22 protein-coding genes and 1 pseudogene are annotated in these 22,090 nt (G+C 66.9%); 11 read left to right on the forward strand and 12 right to left on the reverse strand.

Annotated features, from left to right (window positions below; all coding sequences use genetic code 11):
• Positions 1-50: 50 nt before the first annotated feature.
• The 3 genes from AC1RUS_RS02025 to AC1RUS_RS02035 form a co-directional block, all read right to left on the reverse strand.
• Positions 51-1,805 carry an ATP-binding protein gene (locus AC1RUS_RS02025; protein ID WP_492912508.1) on the reverse strand — a complete coding sequence of 585 codons (1,755 nt, stop codon included), beginning with the start codon at positions 1,803-1,805 and terminating at the stop codon, positions 51-53.
• 154 nt (positions 1,806-1,959) lie between these two features.
• On the reverse strand, positions 1,960-2,511 hold the full coding sequence (locus tag AC1RUS_RS02030; protein ID WP_492912510.1) for a GNAT family N-acetyltransferase: 552 nt from the start codon (positions 2,509-2,511) through the stop codon (positions 1,960-1,962).
• Complete coding sequence (locus AC1RUS_RS02035; RefSeq protein ID WP_492912512.1) at positions 2,508-4,685, reverse strand: S9 family peptidase; 2,178 nt, start codon at positions 4,683-4,685, stop codon at positions 2,508-2,510. Before AC1RUS_RS02035 ends, AC1RUS_RS02030 begins: the two co-directional genes overlap by 4 nt.
• A gap of 146 nt (positions 4,686-4,831) precedes the next feature.
• Between AC1RUS_RS02035 and AC1RUS_RS02040 the strand changes: the two genes are divergently transcribed.
• A complete protein-coding gene (locus AC1RUS_RS02040) occupies positions 4,832-5,683 on the forward strand; it encodes a trypsin-like serine peptidase (RefSeq protein ID WP_492912514.1) in 852 nt (283 codons plus the stop codon).
• 35 nt (positions 5,684-5,718) lie between these two features.
• A pseudogene (locus AC1RUS_RS02045) lies at positions 5,719-5,945 on the forward strand (CsbD family protein).
• A 153-nt stretch (positions 5,946-6,098) separates the two neighbouring features.
• Here the strand turns inward: AC1RUS_RS02045 and AC1RUS_RS02050 are convergent.
• The 5 genes from AC1RUS_RS02050 to AC1RUS_RS02070 all read right to left on the reverse strand — a co-directional run bounded on the left by AC1RUS_RS02050 (position 6,099) and on the right by AC1RUS_RS02070 (position 11,594).
• Positions 6,099-6,548: a MaoC family dehydratase gene (locus tag AC1RUS_RS02050; protein ID WP_492912516.1), complete on the reverse strand. Its 450-nt coding sequence runs from the start codon at positions 6,546-6,548 to the stop codon at positions 6,099-6,101.
• 65 nt (positions 6,549-6,613) lie between these two features.
• Positions 6,614-7,930: an Nramp family divalent metal transporter gene (locus AC1RUS_RS02055; protein WP_492912518.1), complete on the reverse strand. Its 1,317-nt coding sequence runs from the start codon at positions 7,928-7,930 to the stop codon at positions 6,614-6,616.
• 73 nt (positions 7,931-8,003) lie between these two features.
• Positions 8,004-8,288: a hypothetical protein gene (locus AC1RUS_RS02060; protein WP_492912520.1), complete on the reverse strand. Its 285-nt coding sequence runs from the start codon at positions 8,286-8,288 to the stop codon at positions 8,004-8,006.
• Positions 8,289-8,377: 89 nt separating this feature from the next.
• Positions 8,378-9,916: an acyl-CoA synthetase gene (locus tag AC1RUS_RS02065; RefSeq protein WP_492912522.1), complete on the reverse strand. Its 1,539-nt coding sequence runs from the start codon at positions 9,914-9,916 to the stop codon at positions 8,378-8,380.
• Between the two features lie 10 nt (positions 9,917-9,926).
• Entirely contained in the window at positions 9,927-11,594 is a 1,668-nt protein-coding gene (locus AC1RUS_RS02070; RefSeq protein ID WP_492912524.1) for a GMC family oxidoreductase, read from the reverse strand.
• A gap of 177 nt (positions 11,595-11,771) precedes the next feature.
• Between AC1RUS_RS02070 and AC1RUS_RS02075 the strand changes: the two genes are divergently transcribed.
• Complete coding sequence (locus AC1RUS_RS02075; RefSeq protein ID WP_492912526.1) at positions 11,772-13,106, forward strand: cytochrome P450; 1,335 nt, start codon at positions 11,772-11,774, stop codon at positions 13,104-13,106.
• Here the strand turns inward: AC1RUS_RS02075 and AC1RUS_RS02080 are convergent.
• On the reverse strand, positions 13,093-14,109 hold the full coding sequence (locus AC1RUS_RS02080) for an AraC family transcriptional regulator (protein WP_492912528.1): 1,017 nt from the start codon (positions 14,107-14,109) through the stop codon (positions 13,093-13,095). The two genes, AC1RUS_RS02075 and AC1RUS_RS02080, sit on opposite strands and share 14 nt — an antisense overlap.
• Positions 14,110-14,232: 123 nt before the next feature.
• Between AC1RUS_RS02080 and AC1RUS_RS02085 the strand changes: the two genes are divergently transcribed.
• The 5 genes from AC1RUS_RS02085 to mopJ all read left to right on the forward strand — a co-directional run bounded on the left by AC1RUS_RS02085 (position 14,233) and on the right by mopJ (position 18,691).
• Complete coding sequence (locus tag AC1RUS_RS02085; RefSeq protein WP_492912530.1) at positions 14,233-15,036, forward strand: DUF2306 domain-containing protein; 804 nt, start codon at positions 14,233-14,235, stop codon at positions 15,034-15,036.
• Between the two features lie 66 nt (positions 15,037-15,102).
• Entirely contained in the window at positions 15,103-15,987 is an 885-nt protein-coding gene (locus AC1RUS_RS02090; RefSeq protein WP_492912532.1) for a crotonase/enoyl-CoA hydratase family protein, read from the forward strand.
• A 162-nt stretch (positions 15,988-16,149) separates the two neighbouring features.
• Positions 16,150-17,373, forward strand: a complete 1,224-nt coding sequence (locus AC1RUS_RS02095; protein ID WP_492912534.1) for a DUF2336 domain-containing protein — start codon at positions 16,150-16,152, stop codon at positions 17,371-17,373.
• 204 nt (positions 17,374-17,577) lie between these two features.
• A complete protein-coding gene (locus AC1RUS_RS02100) occupies positions 17,578-17,997 on the forward strand; it encodes a Ros/MucR family transcriptional regulator (RefSeq protein WP_492912536.1) in 420 nt (139 codons plus the stop codon).
• Positions 17,998-18,193: 196 nt separating this feature from the next.
• Entirely contained in the window at positions 18,194-18,691 is a 498-nt protein-coding gene (gene mopJ / locus AC1RUS_RS02105) for a motility/cell cycle regulatory protein MopJ (protein WP_492912959.1), read from the forward strand.
• A 17-nt stretch (positions 18,692-18,708) separates the two neighbouring features.
• Here mopJ and AC1RUS_RS02110 read toward each other — a convergent pair whose 3' ends face one another.
• The 3 genes from AC1RUS_RS02110 to AC1RUS_RS02120 are packed head-to-tail and all read right to left on the reverse strand — an operon-like array spanning position 18,709 to position 20,744.
• On the reverse strand, positions 18,709-19,620 hold the full coding sequence (locus AC1RUS_RS02110; RefSeq protein ID WP_492912538.1) for a ribokinase: 912 nt from the start codon (positions 19,618-19,620) through the stop codon (positions 18,709-18,711).
• A gap of 9 nt (positions 19,621-19,629) precedes the next feature.
• Positions 19,630-20,430: a flagellar type III secretion system pore protein FliP gene (fliP, locus tag AC1RUS_RS02115; protein ID WP_492912961.1), complete on the reverse strand. Its 801-nt coding sequence runs from the start codon at positions 20,428-20,430 to the stop codon at positions 19,630-19,632.
• Positions 20,427-20,744, reverse strand: a complete 318-nt coding sequence (locus tag AC1RUS_RS02120; protein WP_492912963.1) for a flagellar biosynthetic protein FliO — start codon at positions 20,742-20,744, stop codon at positions 20,427-20,429. Before AC1RUS_RS02120 ends, fliP begins: the two co-directional genes overlap by 4 nt.
• A gap of 115 nt (positions 20,745-20,859) precedes the next feature.
• Here AC1RUS_RS02120 and flgB point away from each other — a divergent pair, with 115 nt between their 5' ends.
• The 3 genes from flgB to fliE are packed head-to-tail and all read left to right on the forward strand — an operon-like array spanning position 20,860 to position 22,059.
• Positions 20,860-21,303 (forward strand): flagellar basal body rod protein FlgB, encoded by a 444-nt coding sequence (flgB, locus tag AC1RUS_RS02125; RefSeq protein ID WP_492912540.1) that lies wholly within the window; start codon positions 20,860-20,862, stop codon positions 21,301-21,303.
• 11 nt (positions 21,304-21,314) lie between these two features.
• Positions 21,315-21,734 (forward strand): flagellar basal body rod protein FlgC, encoded by a 420-nt coding sequence (gene flgC / locus AC1RUS_RS02130; RefSeq protein ID WP_492912542.1) that lies wholly within the window; start codon positions 21,315-21,317, stop codon positions 21,732-21,734.
• A 10-nt stretch (positions 21,735-21,744) separates the two neighbouring features.
• On the forward strand, positions 21,745-22,059 hold the full coding sequence (gene fliE / locus AC1RUS_RS02135; RefSeq protein WP_492912544.1) for a flagellar hook-basal body complex protein FliE: 315 nt from the start codon (positions 21,745-21,747) through the stop codon (positions 22,057-22,059).
• The last annotated feature ends 31 nt before the right edge of the window (positions 22,060-22,090 follow it).

The raw sequence follows: 22,090 nt of genomic DNA on the forward strand, positions 1-22,090 counted from the left end.
TCGAAGAGGGGCTGGCCGCGAGGCCGGCCCTTTTTTGATTCCCGTGCGCCTCAGGCCGAGATCCGGTCTGCCTCCGGGGCGTCCGGCGAAAGGGCCCGGCTGATCGCTTCGATCAGGCGACCGACTTCGATGGGCTTGGCGACCACGTCGTCCATGCCGGCCTCGGAATAGAGCCGCTGTTCATGGGTCAGGACGCTGGCGGTCACCGCGATGATCGGGGTGCGCGGCCGGCCGGTCTGGCGTTCACGCAGGCGGATCGCCTGGCTGGCCTCCAGGCCGTCCATCAGCGGCATGTGGATGTCCATCAGGATGGCGTCCCAATGCTCGCGCTCCCACAGGGCCACGGCCTCGCGGCCGTCCACGCCGAACTGGCCGACGACGCCCAGCTGAGCCAGCAGGGTCAGCAGCACGGTGCGGTTGGTGGCGTTGTCGTCGACCACCAGGACGCGGGGCGCGGCTCCGGCGTCCTCGACCGCCATGACGGCCAGATCTGGCGCGGTGTGGAGCTCGGGCTCGACGGTCGGCATGGCCGCCGAGAAGCTGAAGCGGGTGCCGCCCGTCGCCAGCGGCTGGAAGTCGATGTCGCCGCCCATCATCCCGACCAGGTCCTTGCAGATCGCCAGGCCCAGGCCCGCGCCGCCCGCCCGACGCGTGCTGGAGGCGTCCAGCTGGGCGAACTTGCAGAAGACCATGTCGCGCTGGCCCTCGGGAATGCCGACACCGGTGTCGTCGATGTCGACGGCCAGGCCCTGGGCGTCGCCTGCGACGGCGACCCGGATGCCGCCGGCGTCGGTGAACTTGATGGCGTTGGAGATCAGGTTGCTGAGCACCTGGCGCAGGCGCTCGGCGTCGCCGAGACGCCAGCCGGTCGCGCTGGGCGCGACGTCCAGCGTGAAGGTCAGACCCTTCTCACGCGCCAGGCCGCCGTAGAGTTGCCGCAGCGCGTCCAGCAGGGCGTCCAGGTCGAAGGGGGCGGGGACCACCTCCATTCGGCCGGCCTCGATCTTGGAGATGTCGAGAATGGCGTTGATCACGGCCAGCAGCGATTGGCCGGAGGTCGAGATGATGTCCAGGCGGCGCTTCTGCTCGGCGTCCAGGTCGCCGGCGGCCATGATCTGGGCCATGCCCAGCACGCCGTTCAGCGGGGTGCGGATCTCGTGACTCATGGTGGCCAGGAATTCGGTCTTGGCGCGGTTGGCGGCGTCGGCGCTGAAGGCCAGGGCGCGCGATGCCTCGTGCAGGCGGCGGTTCTCGGCCAACTCGCGCTCGAGATCGGCGTTCAGGGCGTCGCTGGCCAGGCGGGCGCGGACCTCGCGATGCACGACGCCGCGCATCAGGGTCGACATGCCGATGGCGGCGAAGGCTCCGGCAAGGCCGATGAAGACATATTGGTCGATCAGGTCTTCCGGCGCCTTGCGGGCCATCCAGACCAGGCCGGCGACGGCCAGGCTGACGCTGACGAGGGCCACACGCCGGCTGGGGGCCGAGGTGGCGAACACCAAGGCCATGAGCACGAAATAGACCAGCTTCTGTGGCTCGAAGTGAATGATCTGGTAGACGACGACATTGGCCAGGAAGAGGGCGTTCATGCCGAACACCAGGGCTTCCAGCTTCAGTCCGCCGGCCTTGTCCTTGCCCAGCCAGCGCCAGCCCGCCAAGCCGTAGCCGGCGGCGACGATCGCCAGCCCGTCCAGGACGAAGAGGTTGGCGCCGGTTTCATAGAAGGGGTGCGAGGCGCTGATCAGGCAATAATAGATGGCGGCGGCGATCAGATAGCCGCGCGCTATGGGGACATAGGCCCGCATGAGCGCCGCCGACGCGCGCTGTCGCTCCTGGGTAAACGGCGACGTCAATCCCTGCCCCTGATTGGTCTGGTCCCACCAATCTTGAGGTTAGCGAGGAAGAGTTAAGTATCGCTGCAATTTCAAAAGATCGCAGGCGTGCGACAATCTGTCCCGATTACACGCCGCTGAGCGACAGGCCCGGAGTATCCGGCGCGCGCGAACCGCCGCCGTTCAGGTCGCGCTGCATCCAGACCAAGTCGACCCAGCGGCCAAACTTGTAACCCATGGCCGGGAAGACGCCCTGTTGCTTGAAGCCCATGGCCGAATGGACGCCGATCGAGGCGGCGTTGCCGCTGTCGCCGATCACCGCCACCATCTGGCGCAGGCCCAGGCCCTCGCACGCCTCGATCAGGGCGGTCAACAGCGCCTTGCCCACGCCCTTGCCCACCGCGTCGGGCGAAACATAGACGCTGTCCTCGACGGTGTAGCGATAGGCGGCGCGAAGGCGGAACGGACCGGCGTAGGCGTAGCCCAGCACCTTTCCGTCCTCCTCGGCGACCAGATAGGGCAGGCCGCGATCCAGGAAGGTCGAGCGGCGGCGAGCCATCTCGTCCTGGGCCGGCGGCTCCTCCTCGAAGGTGCCCAGGCCGTTCAGGACGTTCCAGCTGTAGATGGCGGTGATGGCCGGCAGGTCGGCGTCGGTCGAGGGGCGGACGATCACGCTCAAGCTTCCCAGCCCTTGTCCACCGCCCAGATGGCGAAGGCGTAGTCCAGGGCGATCTCCTTGAGGAAGTCGAACCGCCCGGACGCGCCGCCGTGGCCGGCGTCCATGTTGATCTTCAGCAGCACCGGTTTGGCGCTGGTGGTGGCCGGCCGCAGCTTGGCCACCCACTTCTCGGGCTCCCAGTAGGTGACGCGCGGATCCGACAGGCCGCCGGTGGCCAGAACCGCCGGATAGGGTTTGGCGGTCACGTTGTCGTACGGCGAGTAGCTGGCGATGTAGTCGTAGGCCGCGGCGTCCTCCAGCGGATTGCCCCATTCGGGCCATTCCGGCGGGGTCAGGGGCAGGCTGGTGTCGCTCATGGTGTTGACCACGTCGACGAACGGCACAGCGGCGATGATCCCGGCGAAGAGGTCGGGCCGCATGTTGGTGATCGCGCCCATCAGCAGGCCGCCGGCCGAGCCGCCATAGGCCACGGTGTTGGACGGTTTGCCGTAGCCGGCGGCGTGCAGGTGCTCGGCGCAGGCGATGAAGTCGGTGAAGGTGTTCTTCTTCTTGTCCTTCTTGCCGTCCAGGAACCAGCTCCAGCCCTTTTCCGAGCCGCCGCGCGGGCAGGCCGTGGCCCAGATCCAGCCGCGGTCGACCAGGCTGAAATTGCGGATCGAGAAGCTGGCCTCCATGGCGATGCCGTAGGAGCCGTAACCGTACAGCAGCAGCGGGGACGAGCCGTCCAGCTTGGTCCCCTTCTTCATGAGGATGAAGATCGGCACCTCGGTCCCGTCGCCGGCCTTGGCGTTCAGGCGGCGGGTCTCGTACTGGCTGGGGTCATGGCCCGAGGGGATCTCCTGGGTCTTGCGCAGGGTGCGCTGACGCGTGGCCATGTCGTAGTCAAACCACTGACGCGGCGTGGTCATCGAGTTGTAGACGAAGCGCACCGTGGCGGTGTCGTACTCGTAGCCGCCCTCCAGGCTGAGGGCGTAGGCGGCCTCGTCGAAGCCGACCGCATGTTCTTCGCCGCCAGTCGTGGTGACGACGATGCGATTGACCGCGTCGGCCTTTTCCAGCCGCGCGAAGTGGTTCTTGAAGGCGATCATGCCGACGATCAGCACGCCCGGCTGATGGTCGATCCAGTCCTTCCAGTGCGCCTTGCCGGGCGAGGCCTCAGGGGCGGCGACCAGTTTCCAGTCCACCGCGCCGTCGGCGTTGGTGCGGATCACGAAGTGGTCGTTCCAGTGATCCAGTTCGTAGCGCAGGCCGACCTGGCGCGGCTCGACGACCACCGGCGCGGCGGTCGGGTTGTTGGCCGGGATCAGCAGGTTCTCGCTGGTCTCCTGATTGCCGCCGCTGATGACGATGTACTTCTGCGACGAGACCACGCCTACGCCGATGAAGAAGCCTTCGTCCGGCTCGTCATAGATCAGCACGTCGTCGGCGCCGGTCCCGCGCGCCGGGCGGCGATAGATCTTGGCCGGGCGGCCGTTGTCATCCCGGAAGGTCCAGAACAGCCATTGGCTGTCAGGCGAGAAGCAGAAGTCGCCGGTGGTGCTTTCGACCGGGCTTTCCAGGACTGCGCCGGTCGCCAGGTCCTTGACGTGGATGCGGTAGACTTCAGAGCCCTGCTCGTCGACGGCGTAGGCATAGAGTGCGTGGTCCGGCGAATGGGTCGCCGCGCCGACCTGATAGAAGGCCTTACCCTTGGACTCGGTCTCTTCGTCCAGCAGGATCTGCTCGTCGCCGCCGGCCTTGGGCTTGCGCGCGTGGATCGGGTGCTGAGCGCCGGTCTCGAAGCGGGTGTAGTACTCCCACGCGCCGTCGGGCGCCGGGACGGACGCGTCATCCTGCTTGATGCGCCCCTTCATCTCCTCGAACATCGCCGTCTGCAGCGCCTCGGTCGAGGACAGCATGGCTTTGGTGTAGGCGTTCTCGGCGGTCAGGTGATCCTTGACGTCGGCCTTGATCAAGGTCGGGTCGCGCAGGACCTTTTGCCAGTTGTCGTCCTTCATCCACGCATAGTCGTCGGTGCGCACGCGGCCCAGCTGCTCGATGCGCTTGGGCTCCTTCTTGGCGACGGGCGGGACGGGCAGGGCGCTGGCGGGTGCTGACATGGACATTCCAGGACTGAAGATTGGAACGGAAGTAAGCACCGCGGCGGCGCTCGTCATCATCCGACGACGATCCATGATCGTTTTTCCCCCGAAACGCTCAAACCTGGCCTGCGTCAGAACGACAACTTGCGGGGCGTGGCGGGTCTGGTCAAACTGATGTCGCGCGGCAGGCGAAACCTGAGGCGCGGGGGTAGTAAGCGTAACCATTTCAAGGGGCGGCGATGGCGTGGGATCTGTCCGTCGATCTGATCCAGGCGACGGTGCAACTGGAACAACCGCTGGGCGATGGCTCACGTACGGTCGGCACCGGCTTCCTTATCTCTGACAAGGATCCTGACGGGCGTCCGCGCACGATCCTGATCACCGCCGCGCATGTGTTCGACCGCATGCCGTCGGTGTCGGCCAAGATCGGCTATCGGGTGCAGTCCAGCGACGGCGCCTGGCGTTACGATCCCCAGACCCTGAAGATCCGCGACGGCGACCATCCTCTGTGGGTCAAGCACGGCACGCGCGACGTCGCCGCCATCGAGATCACCGCCCCGCCCGAATTCGCCAAGGCGGCCATTCCGCTGGCCTGGCTGGCCCAAGACGACACCTTCGGCAAATACGCCCTGGGTCCCGGCGACGAGATGATGGCCCTGGGCTTCCCGCGCGGCCTGTCGGCCAATCCGGCCGGCTTCCCAATCCTGCGTTCGGGCCGCGTGGCCTCCTATCCTCTGGCCCCGGCCACGGCCTTCCCGACCTTCCTGATGGACTTCTCGGTGTTCCCCGGCAATTCCGGCGGTCCTGTGTTCATGGCCGAGGGCGCGCGCCGCCGGCCGGGCGCGACGGAAAGCCAGGAGGTGCAGTTCGTCGCCGGCATCCTGACCCAGCAGGTCGAGCTGTCGGGCGAGCGGCTGGAGATCGGCATCGTCACCCACGCCAAGTTCATCCGCGAGACCATCGCCTTGCTCGACAAGCCGTCGGGCGTGACCCTGGCCAAGGCGGCGCCGACCCGGATCGAGCCGATCATGCCGGGCGCGACCCCGGCCGCGGCGGCGATCTCGGCCACCGCCATGGCCTCGTCGCGCTAGAAAGGCCGGAACTTCGCGCGCCGCCTCCCGTTTGAATGGGGACACCTCATTCAAAGGAGCGAGCCATGAGCACCAATCGTGTGGAAGGCGCCATCGACAAGGGCGCGGGCGCCATCAAGGAAGCCGTCGGCAAGGCCACCAGCAATGAAAAGTTGCAAGCCGAAGGCGCAGCCCAGAAGGCCAAGGGCGACGTCCAGAACAAGGTCGGCCAGGTCCAGGACAAGCTTGGCGACGCGATCAAGCACTGAACGCCAGCCTATGACTAGAGAAACGGCCGCCGGAGCAATCCGGCGGCCGTTTTGCATTTAACGCTGTCATCCCGGCCAAGCGCGTAGCGCGCAAACCCGGGACCGCTACAAGCTCGGCGTTTGTTACGGTCCCGGGTCTGCGCTGCGCTTCGCCCGGGATGACAATTTCAATTTCCGTAGATGATCGAAATCGTCTCTGCCACACACGCCGGGCGTTCCTCGCCTTCGATCTCGATGGTGCATTCGTTCTTCATCTGCAGGCCGCCGGACTTGGGTTCGGCGCTGAGCAGTTTCTGGCGCATGCGCACGCGCTTGCCGACCCGGACCATGCCGGTGAAACGGACCTTGTCGCAGCCATAGTTGATGCCGCGCGTCACGCCGGTGACCCGCAGAATGCCCGCGCCCAGCAGCGGGATCAGCGACAGAGTGAGATAGCCGTGGGCGATCGGCCCGCCGATCTCCTTGGTGGCGCGTTCGACGTCGACATGGATCCACTGGTGGTCGCCAGTGGCCTCTGCGAACTGGTTGACCCGCTCCTGGCTGATCTCGACCCAGTCCGACACGCCGATTTCCTGACCGACCAGGCCGGCGATGTCCGCGTAGGCGACTTCTTTCATGGCGTTCTCCCAAACACGTCTTTTGCAAACAGTTGTTTGATTGATCCCATGACGCGCCGCCTTGATCAAGCGAAGGTCTGAACCACCAGCCAGACATTGGCCGCCGAGATCACCACGAACAGGAACCAGGCGACGATCCTGGTGATCAGGCCGTTGGCGAACGGACCCATCAGGGTCTTGTCGTCGGTGAAGCGCAGCAGCGGCCAGATGGCGAAGGGGAGCTGGGCCGACAGCACCACCTGGGTCAGCACCAGCAGCTTGCCGACCGAATGCTCGCCCATCGTCAGCACCCCGATCAGCGCCGGAACGATGGCCAGGCCGCGGGTGATCAGCCGCCGCTGCCAGCAGGGGATTTTCAGGTTCAGGAAGCCTTCCAGGATCACTTGACCGGCGATGGTGCCGGTGAAGGTCGAGCTCTGGCCCGAGGCGAACAGCGCCACGCCGAACAGGACGCCCGCAAAGGCCGCGCCGGTCAGGGGCTCCAGCAGGCGATGAGCCTCCTCGATGCCGGCGACCTCGGTGATGCCCGCGCGGTGAAAGGCTGAAGCGGCCAGGATCAGGATGGCGGCGTTGATGAACAGGGCTACGCCCAGAGAGAGCACCGTGTCCCAGGTGGCCAGTCGCAGCGCGGCGCGCTTGCCGGGTTCGTCGGCCGGAACCACTCGGGTCTGCACGATCGACGAGTGCAGATAGAGGTTATGCGGCATGATCGTCGCGCCCAGGATGCCGATCGCCAGATAGAGGGCGTTGCCCTGCCTGAGGGCGTCCAGCGACGGGACGAGGCCTCGCGCCACCTCGCCGGCGTCGGGCCTGACCAGGATGAGCTGGATCAGGAAGCAGATCCCGATGGTGGAGACGAGGCCCAGGATGATGGCCTCCAGTTGCCGGAAGCCCTTGCCCTTCAGGCCCAATACGATGACCGTGTCCAGCGCGGTCAGCAGCACGCCGACCCACAGCGGGATGCCCAGCAATAGCTTGAAGGCCAGGGCCGAGCCCAGCACCTCGGCGATGTCGCAGGCGATGATCGCCAGCTCGGCCAGGGCCCACTGGACCTTCACGGTGCGCGGCCCGAACCGCTGGCGCGACATCTGAGCCAGGTCCTTGCCGGTCACCAGGCCCAAGCGAAGGCTCAGGGTCTGCAGCACGATGGCCGCCAGGCTCGACAGCACCACGACGAACAGCAGAGAGGTTCCGTAGCGCGAGCCGGCCTCGATGTCGGTGGCCCAGTTGCCGGGGTCCATGTAACCGACGCTGACCAGCAGGCCAGGCCCGGCCACCCGCAACATGCGCCGCCACGAGGACAGGTCGTCCGGCACGGCGACAGCTCCGCGCACCTCGGCGGGGCAGAAGGGCGCGGTGGCGGTCTTGGGCAGAGAGAACATGGTCCCGAGGGTTAGCCGGGATTCGCGCCGCGTATAGGATGGAAGCGTGGTTTCGCGGTCGCGCGGCCTGTCTTCAGTCGGCGTTGTCGCACTGACCGTCGATCCAGCGCGCTCCGGAGGCCAGGCAGGCGTTCTGCGCGAGGCGGGGCGAGAGCTGGACGTAGATCACGCCGCCGATCGCCGCGATCACGATCAGCACTAGCAGCGACATCAGCCATCGGCGCAGGCGTTGCTGCGCGTCCCAGGCCGCGAAGGCCCGATCGAATTCCGGGCCGAATGTGGTGGACTTGCGGTTGGGCGCGGAACGGCGGAACGCCTCCTGGCGGGCCGCCAAGTCCTTGCGTTTAGACGGAATCAACGTCGTTTCTCGAAATCGAATGGCCCACACGAAACCTGCTTAGCAATTACCGGCGGTTGCTCCAACTGGCTGACGCCTGGGGGTTGAGTTCAGGCTGTCGGACCGGTCTCTTTCGCCCAGTAGGCGTCGCGGATCAGGCGCTTGTAGAGCTTGCCCGTGGCGTGGCGCGGAAGCTCCTGCATGAAGTCGATGCGGCGCGGCGACTTCACGTGGCTGAGATTGGCGCGGGCGAAGGCCATCAGCTCCTCGGCCAGCTCGCCATGGTCGCCTGTCCAGGCCAGGGGCTGGATCACCGCCACGACCTTTTCGCCCATCTCCTCGCACGGCGCGCCAATCACCGCCGCGTCGGCCACCCGGGGGTGAGTGATCAGGAGGTTCTCGATCTCCTGCGGATAGATGTTCACCCCGCCCGAGATGATCATGAAGCTCTTGCGGTCGGTCAGGTAGAGATAGCCCTCCTCGTCGACCCAACCCACGTCGCCCAGCGTGGTCCAGCCGTGCTGGTTATAGCTCTCGGCCGTCTTTTCCGGGGCGTTGTGATAGTTCACCGCTGGGCCATTGGCGAAATAGACGCCGCCCTCGGTGCGCGGCGGCACGGGATCGCCGTTCTCGTCGCAGATCCGCAGCTCGCCCAGCACCGCTTGGCCGACGCTGCCTTTGTGGGTCAGCCAGTTCTCGGAATTGATCCAGCAGAAGCCGTTGCCCTCGGTGCCGGCGTAATATTCGAAGATCACCGGGCCCCACCAGGCGATCATCTGCTCCTTGACCGGGATCGGGCAGGGGGCGGCGGCGTGGACGGCCGATTTCATCGACGAGACGTCGTACTTGGCGCGCGTGGCCTCGGGCAGTTTCAGCATCCGCACGAAGTGGGTCGGCACGAACTGGCCGCAGGTGACCTTGTGCTTCTCGATCAGGGCCAGGGCGGCTTCCGGATCGAACTTCTCCATGACGATCACCGTGCCGCCCAGCTTGTGGACGCTCATGCACCAGCGCAGCGGCGCGGCGTGATAGAGCGGGGCGGGGGACAGATAGACGCTGTCGCCGCTGAAGCCGAACAGGCCCTGGGCCATCATCTGCAAGGCGTTGGGCGCGTCGATCGCCCCGCCGCTGAGGGCCGGCTTGACGCCCTTGGGGCGACCGGTGGTGCCCGACGAATAGAGCATGTCGGAGCCGGCGCTCTCGTCGGCGATCGCGATCTCCGGCATGGCCGCTCGCGTGGCCTCGAAGTCGGCATAGGCGCCGTGCGCGCCGCCCACGGTGTAGAGTGTCAGGCCTGGAACCAACGCCGCGATCTCGTCGATCAGCGGGCCCATGGCGGCCGAAGTGATGAACACCTTCGCCCCGCAGTCCTGCAGGATGTACTGGGTCTCGGCGGCGGTCAGCTTGGTCGAGACGCAGACGAAGTAGAGGCCGGCCCGTTGCGCGGCCCAGGTGATCTCGAAGAACCGGGCGTTGTTCTCCATCAGGATGGCGATGACGTCGCCGGTCTCCAGGCCCAACGACCGGAAGAGGTGTGCGCCCTGGTTCGAGCGCGCGTCCAGTTGGCCGTAGGTCACGACCTGGCCCGAACCGGCCATGACATAGGCGGGCTTCTGAGGTTGGCTTTGGGCGTGGAGGTAGGGGTGCATGCTCTCTCCCTCAGACGGCGGCGGACAGGGCGGACCGGCCCAGGATCATGTCCGAGGCCTTTTCCGCGATCATGATGGTGGGGGCGTTGGTGTTGCCCGAGACCAGGCGCGGCATCACCGAGGCGTCGACGACCCGCAGGCCCTCCACGCCGTGGACCCGCAGCTGGGCGTCGACCACGGCCATCGGCCCGTGGCCCATCTGACAGGTGCCGACCGGGTGGTAGATCGTCGAGCCGCTGGCCTTGGCGTATTCCAGCAGCATCTGGTCGCTGTCGAAGCCGGGGCCGGGGTTCAGCTCGTGATCGACATAGGGCGACAAGGCCGGCGCCCGGCCGATCTTGCGGGCCCATTTCAGGCCGGCGACGGCGACTTCCTGGTCCAGCGGGTCGGCCAGATAGTTGGCGAAGATGGTGGGATAGACCGACGGATCGGCGGACTTGATGCGAATGCGCCCCCGGCTCTCGGGACGCAGCTGGCAGGGGGCGATGGTCAGGCCGGGCGCGTTCTCCAGCTCCATCTTCTGCTCGTTGACCAGCTTATCCAAGTCCATGGTCGCGGGCAGGATGTGGAACTGGATGTCCGGTCCCGCCAGATCCGGGCGGGATTTACAGAACGCGGCGATATGGGCCGCCGACAGGGTCAGCAGGCCCTTGCGCTGGAACAGGTACTTCAGCGCTTCGGCCGCGAGGCGGCCGCCCTTGCTCTGCTCATTGACCGAGGTCACGCCGGCCTTCAGGCGATAGCGGACGCTCATCACGTAGTGGTCCTGCAGGTTTTCGCCGACACCGGGCAGGTCGGCGACGACCGCGATCCCGTGCTCGCGCAGCAACTCACCCGCGCCCACGCCCGACAGCTGCAGCAGCTGCGGCGAGTTGATCGCCCCGCCGGCCAGGATCACCTCGGCCTTGGCGCGGGCGGTGCGCTTGACGCCGTTCTGGACAAACTCGACGCCGACCGCGCGCTTGCCCTCGAACAGCACCCGGCTGGCCAGGGCGTTGGTCTCGACCTTCAGGTTCGGGCGGGTCATGGCCGGATGCAGATAGGCCACCGCCGCCGAGCAGCGCTGGCCGTTCTTGACCGTCAGTTGGTAGTAGGTCGCGCCCTCCTGGGCCGCGCCATTGACGTCGTCGTTGCGCGGGATGCCGGCTTCCTCGCAGGCCTCGATGACTGCGTCGGAGATCGGGTTCTTCTCGGTGACGTCCGAGACGTTCAGCGGACCGCCCGTGGCGTGCCAGTCGCAGCCGCCCCGCTCCTGATGCTCGGCACGGCGGAAATAAGGGGCCACGTCGTCCCAGCCCCAGCCCTCGCAACCCAGCTGCCGCCAGCCGTCATAGTCGGCGTGCTGGCCGCGGATGTAGAGCAGGCCGTTGATCGAGGACGAGCCGCCCAGCACCTTGCCGCGCGGCCAGACATGGGTGCGGCCGCCGGTGCCGGGGTCGGGTTCGGTGGTGTAGAGCCAGTTGACCTTGGGATCCTTCAGCGTCGACGAATAGCCGACGGGGATGTGGATCATCATGTTCGAGGCGAATTGGGACAGATTCTTGGTCGGCCTGTCATCGCCGCCGGCTTCCAGCAGCAGCACCTTGAAGCGGCCGCCCTCCGACAGGCGTGCGGCCAGCACGCAGCCGGCCGAGCCGGCTCCCACCACGATGTAGTCCGCCTCGATGTCACCAGCCATCGCAACCTCCCTGGGGCCGTCCGCGTGTTCTCCGCGTGATCGGCGTTCACTCACCATGCGCGGGTCTTGCGGGAACGCAAAGGGTCACCTTGCGTCAGTTGCCGTCGCGGCGCCGTTGGCGTGACATGCGAAAGCGATATCGTCGCGTCAAAGAACGATGTTCCCGGGAGAGAACGCATGGATCTGATCAGCCAGACGGTGGTGGACGGCAAGGCCGGGCCGGGCGCCGGAACCACCTATCCGACCCTGCCGGACGTCGATCTCGCCGACATCTTCCGGTTCTCGAAGGGCCAGCCCTTCGCCGACTATGCGCGGATGCGTTCGGAAGCGCCGGTCATGTGGCATCCCGAGCCCTATGGCGGCCCTGGCTTCTGGGCGGTGACGCGCCATGCCGACGTGATGACGGTCAACGGCGACCCGGCGACCTACTCCTCGCAGCGCGGCGGCATCCTGATGGCCATGGGCCCGCCCGACCGCCGCCACGCCCTGCTGTTCCGGGCGTCGATGGACACCATGATCAATCTCGACGCGCCGCATCATCTGCAGCTGCGTCGCGAGCACATGCCCTATTTCACGCCGTCCTATCTGCGGGGCGTCACCGAGGCGGTGAAGGGCGAGGTCACCCGGCTGCTGGACGCCATGGAGCCGCTGCTGGAGGGCGGGGCCGAGATCGACATGGTCGAGCACTTCTCCTCGATCCTGCCGCTCTTCACCCTCTGCGAGATCCTGGGCGTGCCGCCCGAGGACCGCGCCAAGTTCCTGACCTGGATGCACTATCTGGAGCGCGCTCAGGATCTGGCCGTACAGCAGGCCGCCGCGCCGATCACGCCGACGCTGGAGCTCATGCAGTTCGTCATGGACTTCAACAACAACGTCGAGGAGATGTTCGACTACGGCCGCAAGATGCTGCTCAAGCGTCGCGAGGATCCGCAGAACGACCTGATGACCGCCATCGCCCGGGCCCAGGTCGACGGGGCGTTGCTGGCCGACGAGTATCTGGACGGCTCGTGGCTGCTGATCGTGTTCGCCGGCAACGACACCACCCGCAACACCCTGTCGGGCGCGATGAAGCTGCTGACCGAGTTTCCCGACCAGAAGCAGTTGCTGATCGACGATCCTAGCCTGATGGGCGGGGCGGTCGACGAGTTCATCCGCATGGTCAGCCCGGTGATCTATATGCGCCGCACGGCCACCGCCGACACCGAGCTGAACGGCCAGCTGATCCGCGAGGGCGAGAAGGTGATCATGTACTACGGCGCGGCCAACCGCGATCCGGAGGTGTTCCCTGATCCCGACCAGCTGGATGTGAAACGCCCCAACGCCGGCAAGCACATCGCCTTTGGCTATGGCCCCCACACCTGCATCGGCAAGCGCGTGGCGCAGATCCAGCTGGAGGAAGCCTACCGCCAGATCCTGGCTCGCTTCCCGGACCTGAAGGCCACCGGCGAGATCGAGATCGCGCCGAACAACTTCGTCCACGCGATCAGCAAGCTGATGGTCAGGCGAGGCTAGTCTTCAGTGCCTTCGGGCTGGACCCTGTCCAGCGCTTGAAAGCGCGGGAGAAGGCGCTGGGATCGGAGAAGCCGACCAGATAGGCGGTCTCGTTCACCGACACCTTGCGGCCGTTCAGGTAGTGCAGGGCCATGGTGTGGCGCAGGGCGTCGGTGACCGCTTCATAGGTCACGCCCTCTTGGCGCAGCTGGCGGTACAGCGCCTGGCGGCTGAGGCCCAGGCGCGCGGCCACCTGCGGCATGCCCAGCTCGCCCAGATGCAGGATCGGCAGCAGCGCGGCCTCGACCCGGCCACGCGCCGTGCGCGAGGCTTCCATCTGCGCCAGTAGCCGGTCGGCATGTTCGCTGAGCACGCCAAAGGCGTAGCCGCTGGGATTGTGCAGCGGGATGCCCAGCCAGGACGGATCGATCTGGATGGCGTTCCAGGCCGCGCCGAATGTCACCGGCGTCTTCCACAGCGCCTGGTACTCCGCGCCGTGCGAGGGGCGGGCGTGGGTGGCGTGGACAGCCTTGGCGAAGGGGGCGTCAGGGAAGTGGCGCGCGGTCTCGCAGATGAAGCGCGACCAGGTCGACTCCGTCAGTTCGGGGAAGTCGTTGGGATTGGTCCGGGTGTCGGTCAGCCACAGCTCGCCGTCGCGCTGGACCATCTGGAAGCGCTGGGCGCCGGCCGGAATGTCGACCTCCATGGCCAGCCGGCCATAGCGGTTCAGCTCGTGCAGCGCCGCGCCCATGGTCGGGGCGGCGTAGCAGATCAGCCCGACCACCGAGATCTCGCGAAAGTCGCTGGTGGCGCCCAGGCGCAGGGCCAGGGACGGCGCGCCGCACAGAACCTTCGCCGCGCCCATCAGCGCCACGTACAAACGCAGGGGAATGCGGCGGTCGCGGTCGTCGAGATCCTCGGGCCGCACGCCCGAGCGCTGAACGAGCGCGGCGGGGTCGGCGCCGTTGGCGATCGCGAAGCGCATCAGGTGATCCGTAAAGCCCGCCGAGACCGTGCCGGTCATCGGCTTTCGGGCCGACTGAATCCCAGGGTCATGTTTTTCGATCGCGGCCGTCATGGCCCAAGTCTTGGCCGCTGACCTAGCCTGTTGGCAACACGCCCAATGGGGTCGGGCCAGGGAAAACGCATGACGAAAACCGCTGTCGCGGCCGCCAGGGCCTTGCGCGTCTCGGCAAGGCTGTGGGTGTTCACGGCCTTGGCCGGCCAGCTGGCTTTCGCGCTTTATGTCGTCGCCTTCTACGGTCGCGCGGCGGTGAAGGGGCGGTTCGAGCGCTGGAACGATGTGCTGGTCGGCGGCTATGTCTCGGGCGCCGTGATCGGCAATGTCGTGCTGGGCGCGCACCTGCTGCTGGCGGTGGTGATCACCTTGGGCGGACCGATCCAGCTGTGGCCTTGGCTGCGCCGGCGCGTCCCCCGGCTGCACCGCTGGAACGGCCGACTCTACATGCTGACCGCCGTGGTCATCACGCTGGCGGGGCTCTATGCGGTCTGGACGCGGGGAACGGCCGGCGGGCCGCTGATGCGGATCGGCATCAGCGTGAACGGCCTGCTGATCCTGGCCTGCGCCGCCCTGGCCTGGCGCGAGGCCCGGGCCCGACGCTTCGACGCCCACCGCCGCTGGGTCCTGCGGCTGTTCCTGCTGGTCAGCGGCGTGTGGTTCTTCCGGATCGGCCTGATGTTCTGGATTCTGGCCAACCGGGGTCCCGTGGGGATCGGCAAGGACTTCGACGGACCGTTCGTGCGGGTCCTGGCCTTCGCCTGCTACCTCGTGCCGCTGGCGGTGCTGGAGCTCTATTTCAGCGCCGAGGGGCGGAAGGGCGCCGGCTCCCGTTACGTGATGGCCGCCGCGTTGTTCGCATTCGCGCTGTGCACCGGCGTCGGCATCCTGGGGGCGTTCGTCGGCATGTGGCTGCCGCGGATGACGGGTTAGGCGCGGCTTGGCGTTGCTCCTGACTCAAACGCATGTTTGACTGCGTCAAAATCAGGAGGAGCCACCATGTCGCAGCCCACCTTCGAGACCCTGCTCTATGACGTCGAGGACGGGATCGCGACGATCACCCTGAACCGGCCCGAGCGGATGAACGCCTTCACCGCCCGAATGATGAAGGACCTGATCGACGTGTTCGACGTCACCGACGCCGACGACGACGTGAAGGTGGTGATCGTCACCGGGGCGGGCCGGGCGTTCTGCGCCGGGGCGGATCTGGGCGCCGGCGGGGCCACGTTCGATCGCACCTCGCCCCAGGCGCTGGAGCGGGAGGAGGGCAAGGTCGGCGACATCTATCGCGACGGCGGCGGTCGCTGCACCTTGCGCATGTACGACAGCCTGAAACCCATCATCGCCGCCGTGAACGGGGCGGCCGTGGGCGTGGGCGTGACCATGCAGCTGCCCATGGACATTCGGATGGCCTCGAGCGACGCCAAGTTCGGCTTCGTGTTCGCGCGTCGCGGCATCAATCCCGAGGCCGCCTCGTCCTGGTTCCTGCCGCGCCTGGTCGGCCTGCAGACGGCGCTGGAGTGGTGCTACACCGGCCGGGTGTTCTCGGCGCAGGAAGCGCTGGACAAGGGGTTGGTCCGCTCGCTGCACGCGCCCGAGGACCTGCTGCCCGCCGCCCGAGCCCTGGCCCGCGAGATCGCCGACAACAGCGCCCCGGTCTCCGTCGCCCTGACCCGCCAGCTGCTGTGGCGCATGGCCGGCGCCGACCATCCGATGGAGGCCCACAAGGCCGACAGCCGAGCGATCCAGTCGCGCGGCGCGGCCGCCGACGCCAAGGAAGGCGTGACCTCGTTCCTGGAAAAGCGCGCGCCGACCTATCCCGACAAGGTCTCGACGGACCTGCCGGACATCTGGCCCGAATGGGGCGAACACCCTTTCCGCTAAAGGACTGGCGAAAGATTTTTCGCGCCCAAGGTCAAGCTGCGACCGATTTTGGTCGTGGTTGGGCGTCATCGTGACACGGAAGCCGAACCGCTGCGCTCATCGGACGTTAATGACGTTCTGATCAGTGTCGGATTGGCGGCTGAATCAACCGTCAGGATGACCATGAGCGAACCCGCGCCGATCACGCCCTTTCCGCAGCCGGAGGCCCCAAAGCCGCCGGCGCGCTCGCGTGCGGCCCTGCTCAAGCGCCTGGCCGACGTGGTCTGCCTGCCCGCCAGCCGGGTGAACGCCTTCGAGCGCGCCATGACCGCCGACCTGCTGGTCGAGATGCTGCGCGACGCGGTGATCGAGGAGCGCGAGAAGGTCGCCCGCCGCTTGGCCAACCTGACCGAGATGCCCGGCACCCTGGTGCGGCTGATCCTGCGCGACGAGCTGGTGGTTTCGCGGGCCCTGCTCGAGAACTCGCCGACCCTGGGCGACGCGGACCTGATCGACTGCGCGCGCAACACCACTCAGGAACACCGCCGCATGATCGCCCAACGCCGCGGCGTGGGCGAGATGGTGGCCGACGCCCTGGTCGAGGCCGGCGAGCCCGCCGTCGTCGAGGCCCTGCTGCGTAACGACTTGGTGCGCTTCGGCCACCAGACCATCGAGACCATGGTGGCGATGACGCGCGACAACCCGCGCCTGATCCCGCTGCTGCTGCGCCGCGCCGAGCTACGCCCCAGCCACGCCTATGTGATGTTCTGGTGGACCGACAGCGAGGCCCGCAAGCTGATCCTGCAGCGCTTCGCCGTGTCGCGGGAAATCCTGCAGGACGCCGTCGGCGACATCTTCTCCATCGCCTCGGAGGAGGGGTGGCAGGATCCGCTGTCGCGCAAGGCGCTGCAGTTCATCGAACGGCGTCAGCGAAACCGCGCCGCCATCGCCAAGAGCCCCTTCGACAGCCTCGACGACGCCATCGCCGCCTCGCAGAACGGCATGACCCGCGATATCGCCGAGGAAATCTCATACCTGTCCGGCCTCAAGCCGATGACGGGCGCCAAGATCTTCACCGATCCGGGCGGCGAGCCGCTGGCGATCCTCTGCAAGGCCACCGGCCTGCCGCGCACCGCCCTGCGCGCCTTGTGGCGCGGGCTGCGTCGGCCCGAAACCGACTCGACCGGCGCGACTGCCCCGGCGCTGGACCGGGTGATGGCCGTGTTCGACATGATCGCCGTCGATCGCGCCCAGACGGTGCTCCGCTATTGGAACTGGTCTCTGTCGTCGGCGCTGACGCCAGCCTTGCTGAAGGCTATCCGCGAGGGCGACGAAGCCGCCGTGGACGAATATTCGGTCCCGCAACGTGCGGCAATGCTAGCGCTATCACGCGACTTCGGGCGCTAACTCAAATATCATTGAACGCATTCGGCGAACGATTGCCGGACGTTGAGGAACTCAACCTCCGTGGGTGATTGCGAGCGATGATTTGAGGAGGGCTCTCCTCTTCCCGATATTGCAGTGTAACGCTGTTCTCTGTATCCACGCGGCGACTGATTTCAGAATCAGGCTAAGAACTCAAAAAACAAAACCGCGACGGGCAAGACCACAATGGATGATCAATCCGACCTCATCGAGATGACGGCGGGCATTGTTTCCGCCTATGTCGGCAACAACACCGTGACGACCGCTGATCTGCCCGCGCTGATCCAGCAGGTGCACCGGGCCCTGGCCGCCGTGGGCGGTCCTGCCGAAGCCGAAGTCGCTCCCCCGAAGGAGCCCGCCGTGCCAGTCAAGCGCTCGATCGCGCCCGACCACCTCGTCTGCCTGGAAGACGGCCGCAAGTTCAAATCGCTGAAGCGCCACCTGCGCACCAAGTACAATATGAGCCCCGAAGAGTACCGGGCGAAGTGGAACCTGCCCAAGGACTACCCGATGGTCGCGCCGAACTACGCCAAGGCGCGTTCGGAGCTCGCCAAGTCGATGGGCCTGGGCCAGGGCGGCCGCAAGCCGCCGCGCAAGGCGAAATAGCCGAGTCTGATCAAACGCTTGCCGCTTCGGCGGCCTGAAAACCTGCGACGCCCGTGATCCGAGTCCGGTCACGGGCGTTTCGCTTGTTGGTTGACTCTTAACCAAAATCTTGTCGAGCCGTGCGGTTTTTGCTTGCCGCCGATTCGTTCCTTAAGCGATAGTGAATCGTCGTGATTCCAACGGCTTGTTAAGGAATCTGAAGATGAACGCGCAGCTGAGCGCATCGGCCACGGCGGCCCGCGCTCACCAGGAGATGTTCGCCTACTGGGCGTCCCTCCGTCGGGGGGCTAGCCTTCCCGCGCGCGTCGACCTGAGCCCGCTTGGCATCAAGCGTATGCTCCCCACGGTCAGCCTGATCGACGTGGTCAACGAGCCGCGCGACTACAAGCTGCGCCTGGCCGGCACCGGCCTCTACGGCGTCTATGGCCGCGAGATCACCGGCAAGGGCCTGCACGAAGTCTACAACACCGCCGCCGCCGATTACTGGCGCAAGGAACTCGACAAGGTGGTCGACGGCCGCCGTCCGGGCGTCGGCGTCCACAGCATGGCTTGGCGCGGCGCGCCGCACATGTCGATCCTGTGGCTGCGCCTGCCGTTGGCCACCAACGGCAAGGACGTCGACATGATCCTGGGCTACGACGCCGTCATGGGCGCCCAGGCCGAGCACGGCTTCAGCGGCATCCGGGCGGCTTAAGCCGCCCAACCTTCATCTCAGCTTTCGAGGAACGCCTCGACCTCGCGCTTGCCCGGCATCGAGGGCGCGGCGCCGGACTTCTGCACCGACAGGGCGGCGGCGGCGTTGGCCATCTCGACGGCCTCGCGCAGGTCGACATTGGCCGACAGGGCGGCCGCCAGGGCGCCGCAGAAGCAGTCGCCGGCGCCGGTGGTGTCAATCGCCTTGACCTTGCGGCCCTCGATCAGGAACGCCTCATCGCGGCGCACGGCGGCGACGCCGGCCGAGCCGAGGGTGACGATCACCGTCTGGTCAGGACGGCTCATCAGCTTGCGCGAGGCGCGCGAAACCTCTTCCAGGCGCACCGGCTCCTCGTCGAGCTTGGCGTAGGTAGCCAGTTCGGTCTGGTTGAGGATCAGGATATCGACCAGCGGGAACAGCGCCGCGCCCTGGGGCAGGGCGGGGGCGGCGTTCAGGATGCGCAGCGCGCCCTTGGCCGCGCCGGCGCGGAACAGGGCCTCGATGGCCTGGGGCGGCGACTCCAGCTGGCTGAGCAGCACGCGCTGGCCTTCCAGCGGCGTGGCGGCCACGTGCTGCGGCGTGATCGAGGCGTTCGCGCCGCCGGTCACGACGATCATGTTCTCGCCGCTGGAGCTGACCCAGACATGGGCCTGGCCGGTGGGAACAGTCGGCAGTTCCATGACGTCGGCGACCTGCACGCCGTAGCCGGCCAGCTTGGTCTTCAGGCTCGGGCCGCTGTCGTCGCGGCCTACGGCGCCCATCAGCCGGGTCGGCGCGCCCATGCGCGCGGCGGCCACCGCCTGGTTGGCGCCCTTGCCACCCGGGAAGAGCTCCAGCGACAGGCCGGCGACGGTCTCGCCGGGACGCGGCAGGTCATCGACCCGCGCGACGGCGTCCAGATTGATGGACCCCAGGACAAAAACGCTCATCGGAAACCTCTAACCGCCAGCGCCACGCTGGAAACTCTCGACCAGGCTGCCTGCAACGAGTCGCCATCCGTCGACCAGCACGAAGAAGATCAGCTTGAAGGGTAGGCTGATCGTGGCCGGGGGCAACATCATCATGCCCATGCTCATCAGCACGCTGGCCACCACCAGGTCGATGACAAGGAAGGGGATGAACAGCAGGAAGCCGATTTCGAAAGCCCGCTTCAGCTCCGAGATCATGAAGGCCGGGGTCACCACCTTCAGCGGCGTGTCCTGGGCGGTCTTGGGTTTGGGGATCTTCGACAGGCGAACGAACAGGGCAAGGTCGTCGCGATCGACCTGCTTGAGCATGAAGGCCTTCACCGGTCCGCCGGCGGCCTCGAAGGCCTCGGGAAGCTCCATCTGCTTGTCCAGCAGCGGCTTGACGCCCAGGTCGTAGGATCGCTCGAAGGTCGGGCCCATGACGATGGCGGTCAGGAACAGGGCCAGGCTGATGATCACCGGGTTCGGCGGGCTCTGCTGCACGCCGATGGCGGTGCGCAGCAGGCCCAGCACCACAACGATCCGCACGAACGAGGTGGTCATGATCACGATCGACGGGGCCAGGGACAGCACGGTCAGCAGACCGACCATCTGGACCACGCGCTCGGAGAGGCCCGCGCCGGTGCCCAGGTTCACGTTGATCGCCGACTGAGCCAGGGCCGCGGCCGGCATGATCGTGGTGGCGAGTGCGGCCAGCACCGAGATGATCGCGGCGCGGCGCAGATCTTCGGGCTTGGCGCCGGTGACGGACTTGATCAGGTCGCGCATCAGACCACAGGCTCCGGGACGGAAACGGTCGTGGGTGGGGACACGGCGGACGCGGCGGCCTTGGGGCCCCAGTCCAGCAGCTTGCCTTCGCCCAGCAGCATCAGGCGCTCCTCGCCGTCCAGGCTGAAGATCACCAGGCGGCGGGTCGGGTCCAGCGCCAGGCTCTCGACCACCCGCATCCGGCGCACCTGGCGCGCGGTGATCATGCGTCCCACCGCGTCGGGACCGAAGCGGCGCAGCGCGTATGCGGCCAGGCCGATCAGGCCCAGTGTGACCGCCAGGGCCGCTATGGCGCGGATGAATTGCAGGATGTCCATGACGCCTGGAGGGTGCTCGAGCGAGACAAGATAGCGCAGGCGAAACGCCCGCTGACACTGGTGTGCCTGACGCTTCTTAATGCCGGATTAACCCTGTTTCTTCACCATGATCGCCATGGGTCCCGATGACATTCCCCTCTTTGGCATGCTCAAGAGCCGCCTCGGCTATCTGTCCGAGCGGCAGAAGCTCGTGGCTCAGAACGTCGCCAACGCTGACACCCCCGGCTACGCGCCGCGCGACCTGAAGGCCTATAGTTTTCAGGCCTCGCTGATGAACCAGGGTTCGGGCGACGCCTATCGAGGCGGCAAGGTCGCTCCGACCAGCGGCGTGAAGATGATGGCCACCTCGGCCTCGCACATGGGGCCGTCGAACGCGCCGAGCGCGTGGCGGGCCACGGCCGGCGCCGATTCGGAAACCACACTCGACGGCAACGCCGTGAACCTCGAGGACCAGATGCTCAAGATGACCGACGCGCGCATGAACTACGACGCGGCGGTCACCTTCTACCAGAAGTCCCTTTCCCTGCTGCGCATGGCGTCGCGCAAGCCCAACGGCTGAGGATCTAGGTCATGCCCGAGATCAAATCCCAATCGATGGCGACCATGGCGGTCGCGGCCTCGGCCCTTCGCGCCCAGCAGGGCCGCATGCGGGTCATCGCCGAAAACCTGGCCAACGCCAATTCGACCTCTCGCACGGCCGGCGGCGACCCCTATCGCCGCCAGGTGCCGGTGTTCAAGCCGACCAAGATCGAAGGGGCCGAGGGCGTGCAGATGCTGCGCGTCGACCCCGACCAGAGCGACTTCCGCACCGAGTACGATCCGGGGAATCCGGCCGCCGACGCCAAGGGCTACGTCAAGCTGCCCAACGTCAATTCTCTGGTCGAGGCCCTGGACATGAAAGAGGCGCAGCGCGCCTACGAAGCCAACCTCAACGTCATCGAGACTGCGCGTTCCATGGAATCGCGCACGCTCGACCTGCTGCGCAAGTAAGGGCTGACCGATGATCACCGCGCTCGCCGCCGCCAAGGCCTACGCCTCGCAAGGCGCCATGTCGGTCGGCAACATCGGCTCGATCGGCGGAAGCGGCGCGCCCAAGGGCGTGGACTTCGGCGACATGCTGAAGTCGGCCATGAACGACGTCACCAGCGCTTCGCGCAACGCCGAGCACAAGGTCGCCCAGCAGGTGGCCGGCAAGGCCGAACTGGTCGATGTCGTCACGGCGATCTCGTCGGCCGAAGCCAGCTTGGAGACGGTGATGGCCGTGCGCGATCAGGTGATCTCGGCCTACCAGGAAATCATGCGGATGCCGATCTAGGCGCTCGCCCAGCCCGCGCCACAATCCCGGC

Source organism: Caulobacter sp. GW821-FHT10F06, from assembly GCF_058809215.1.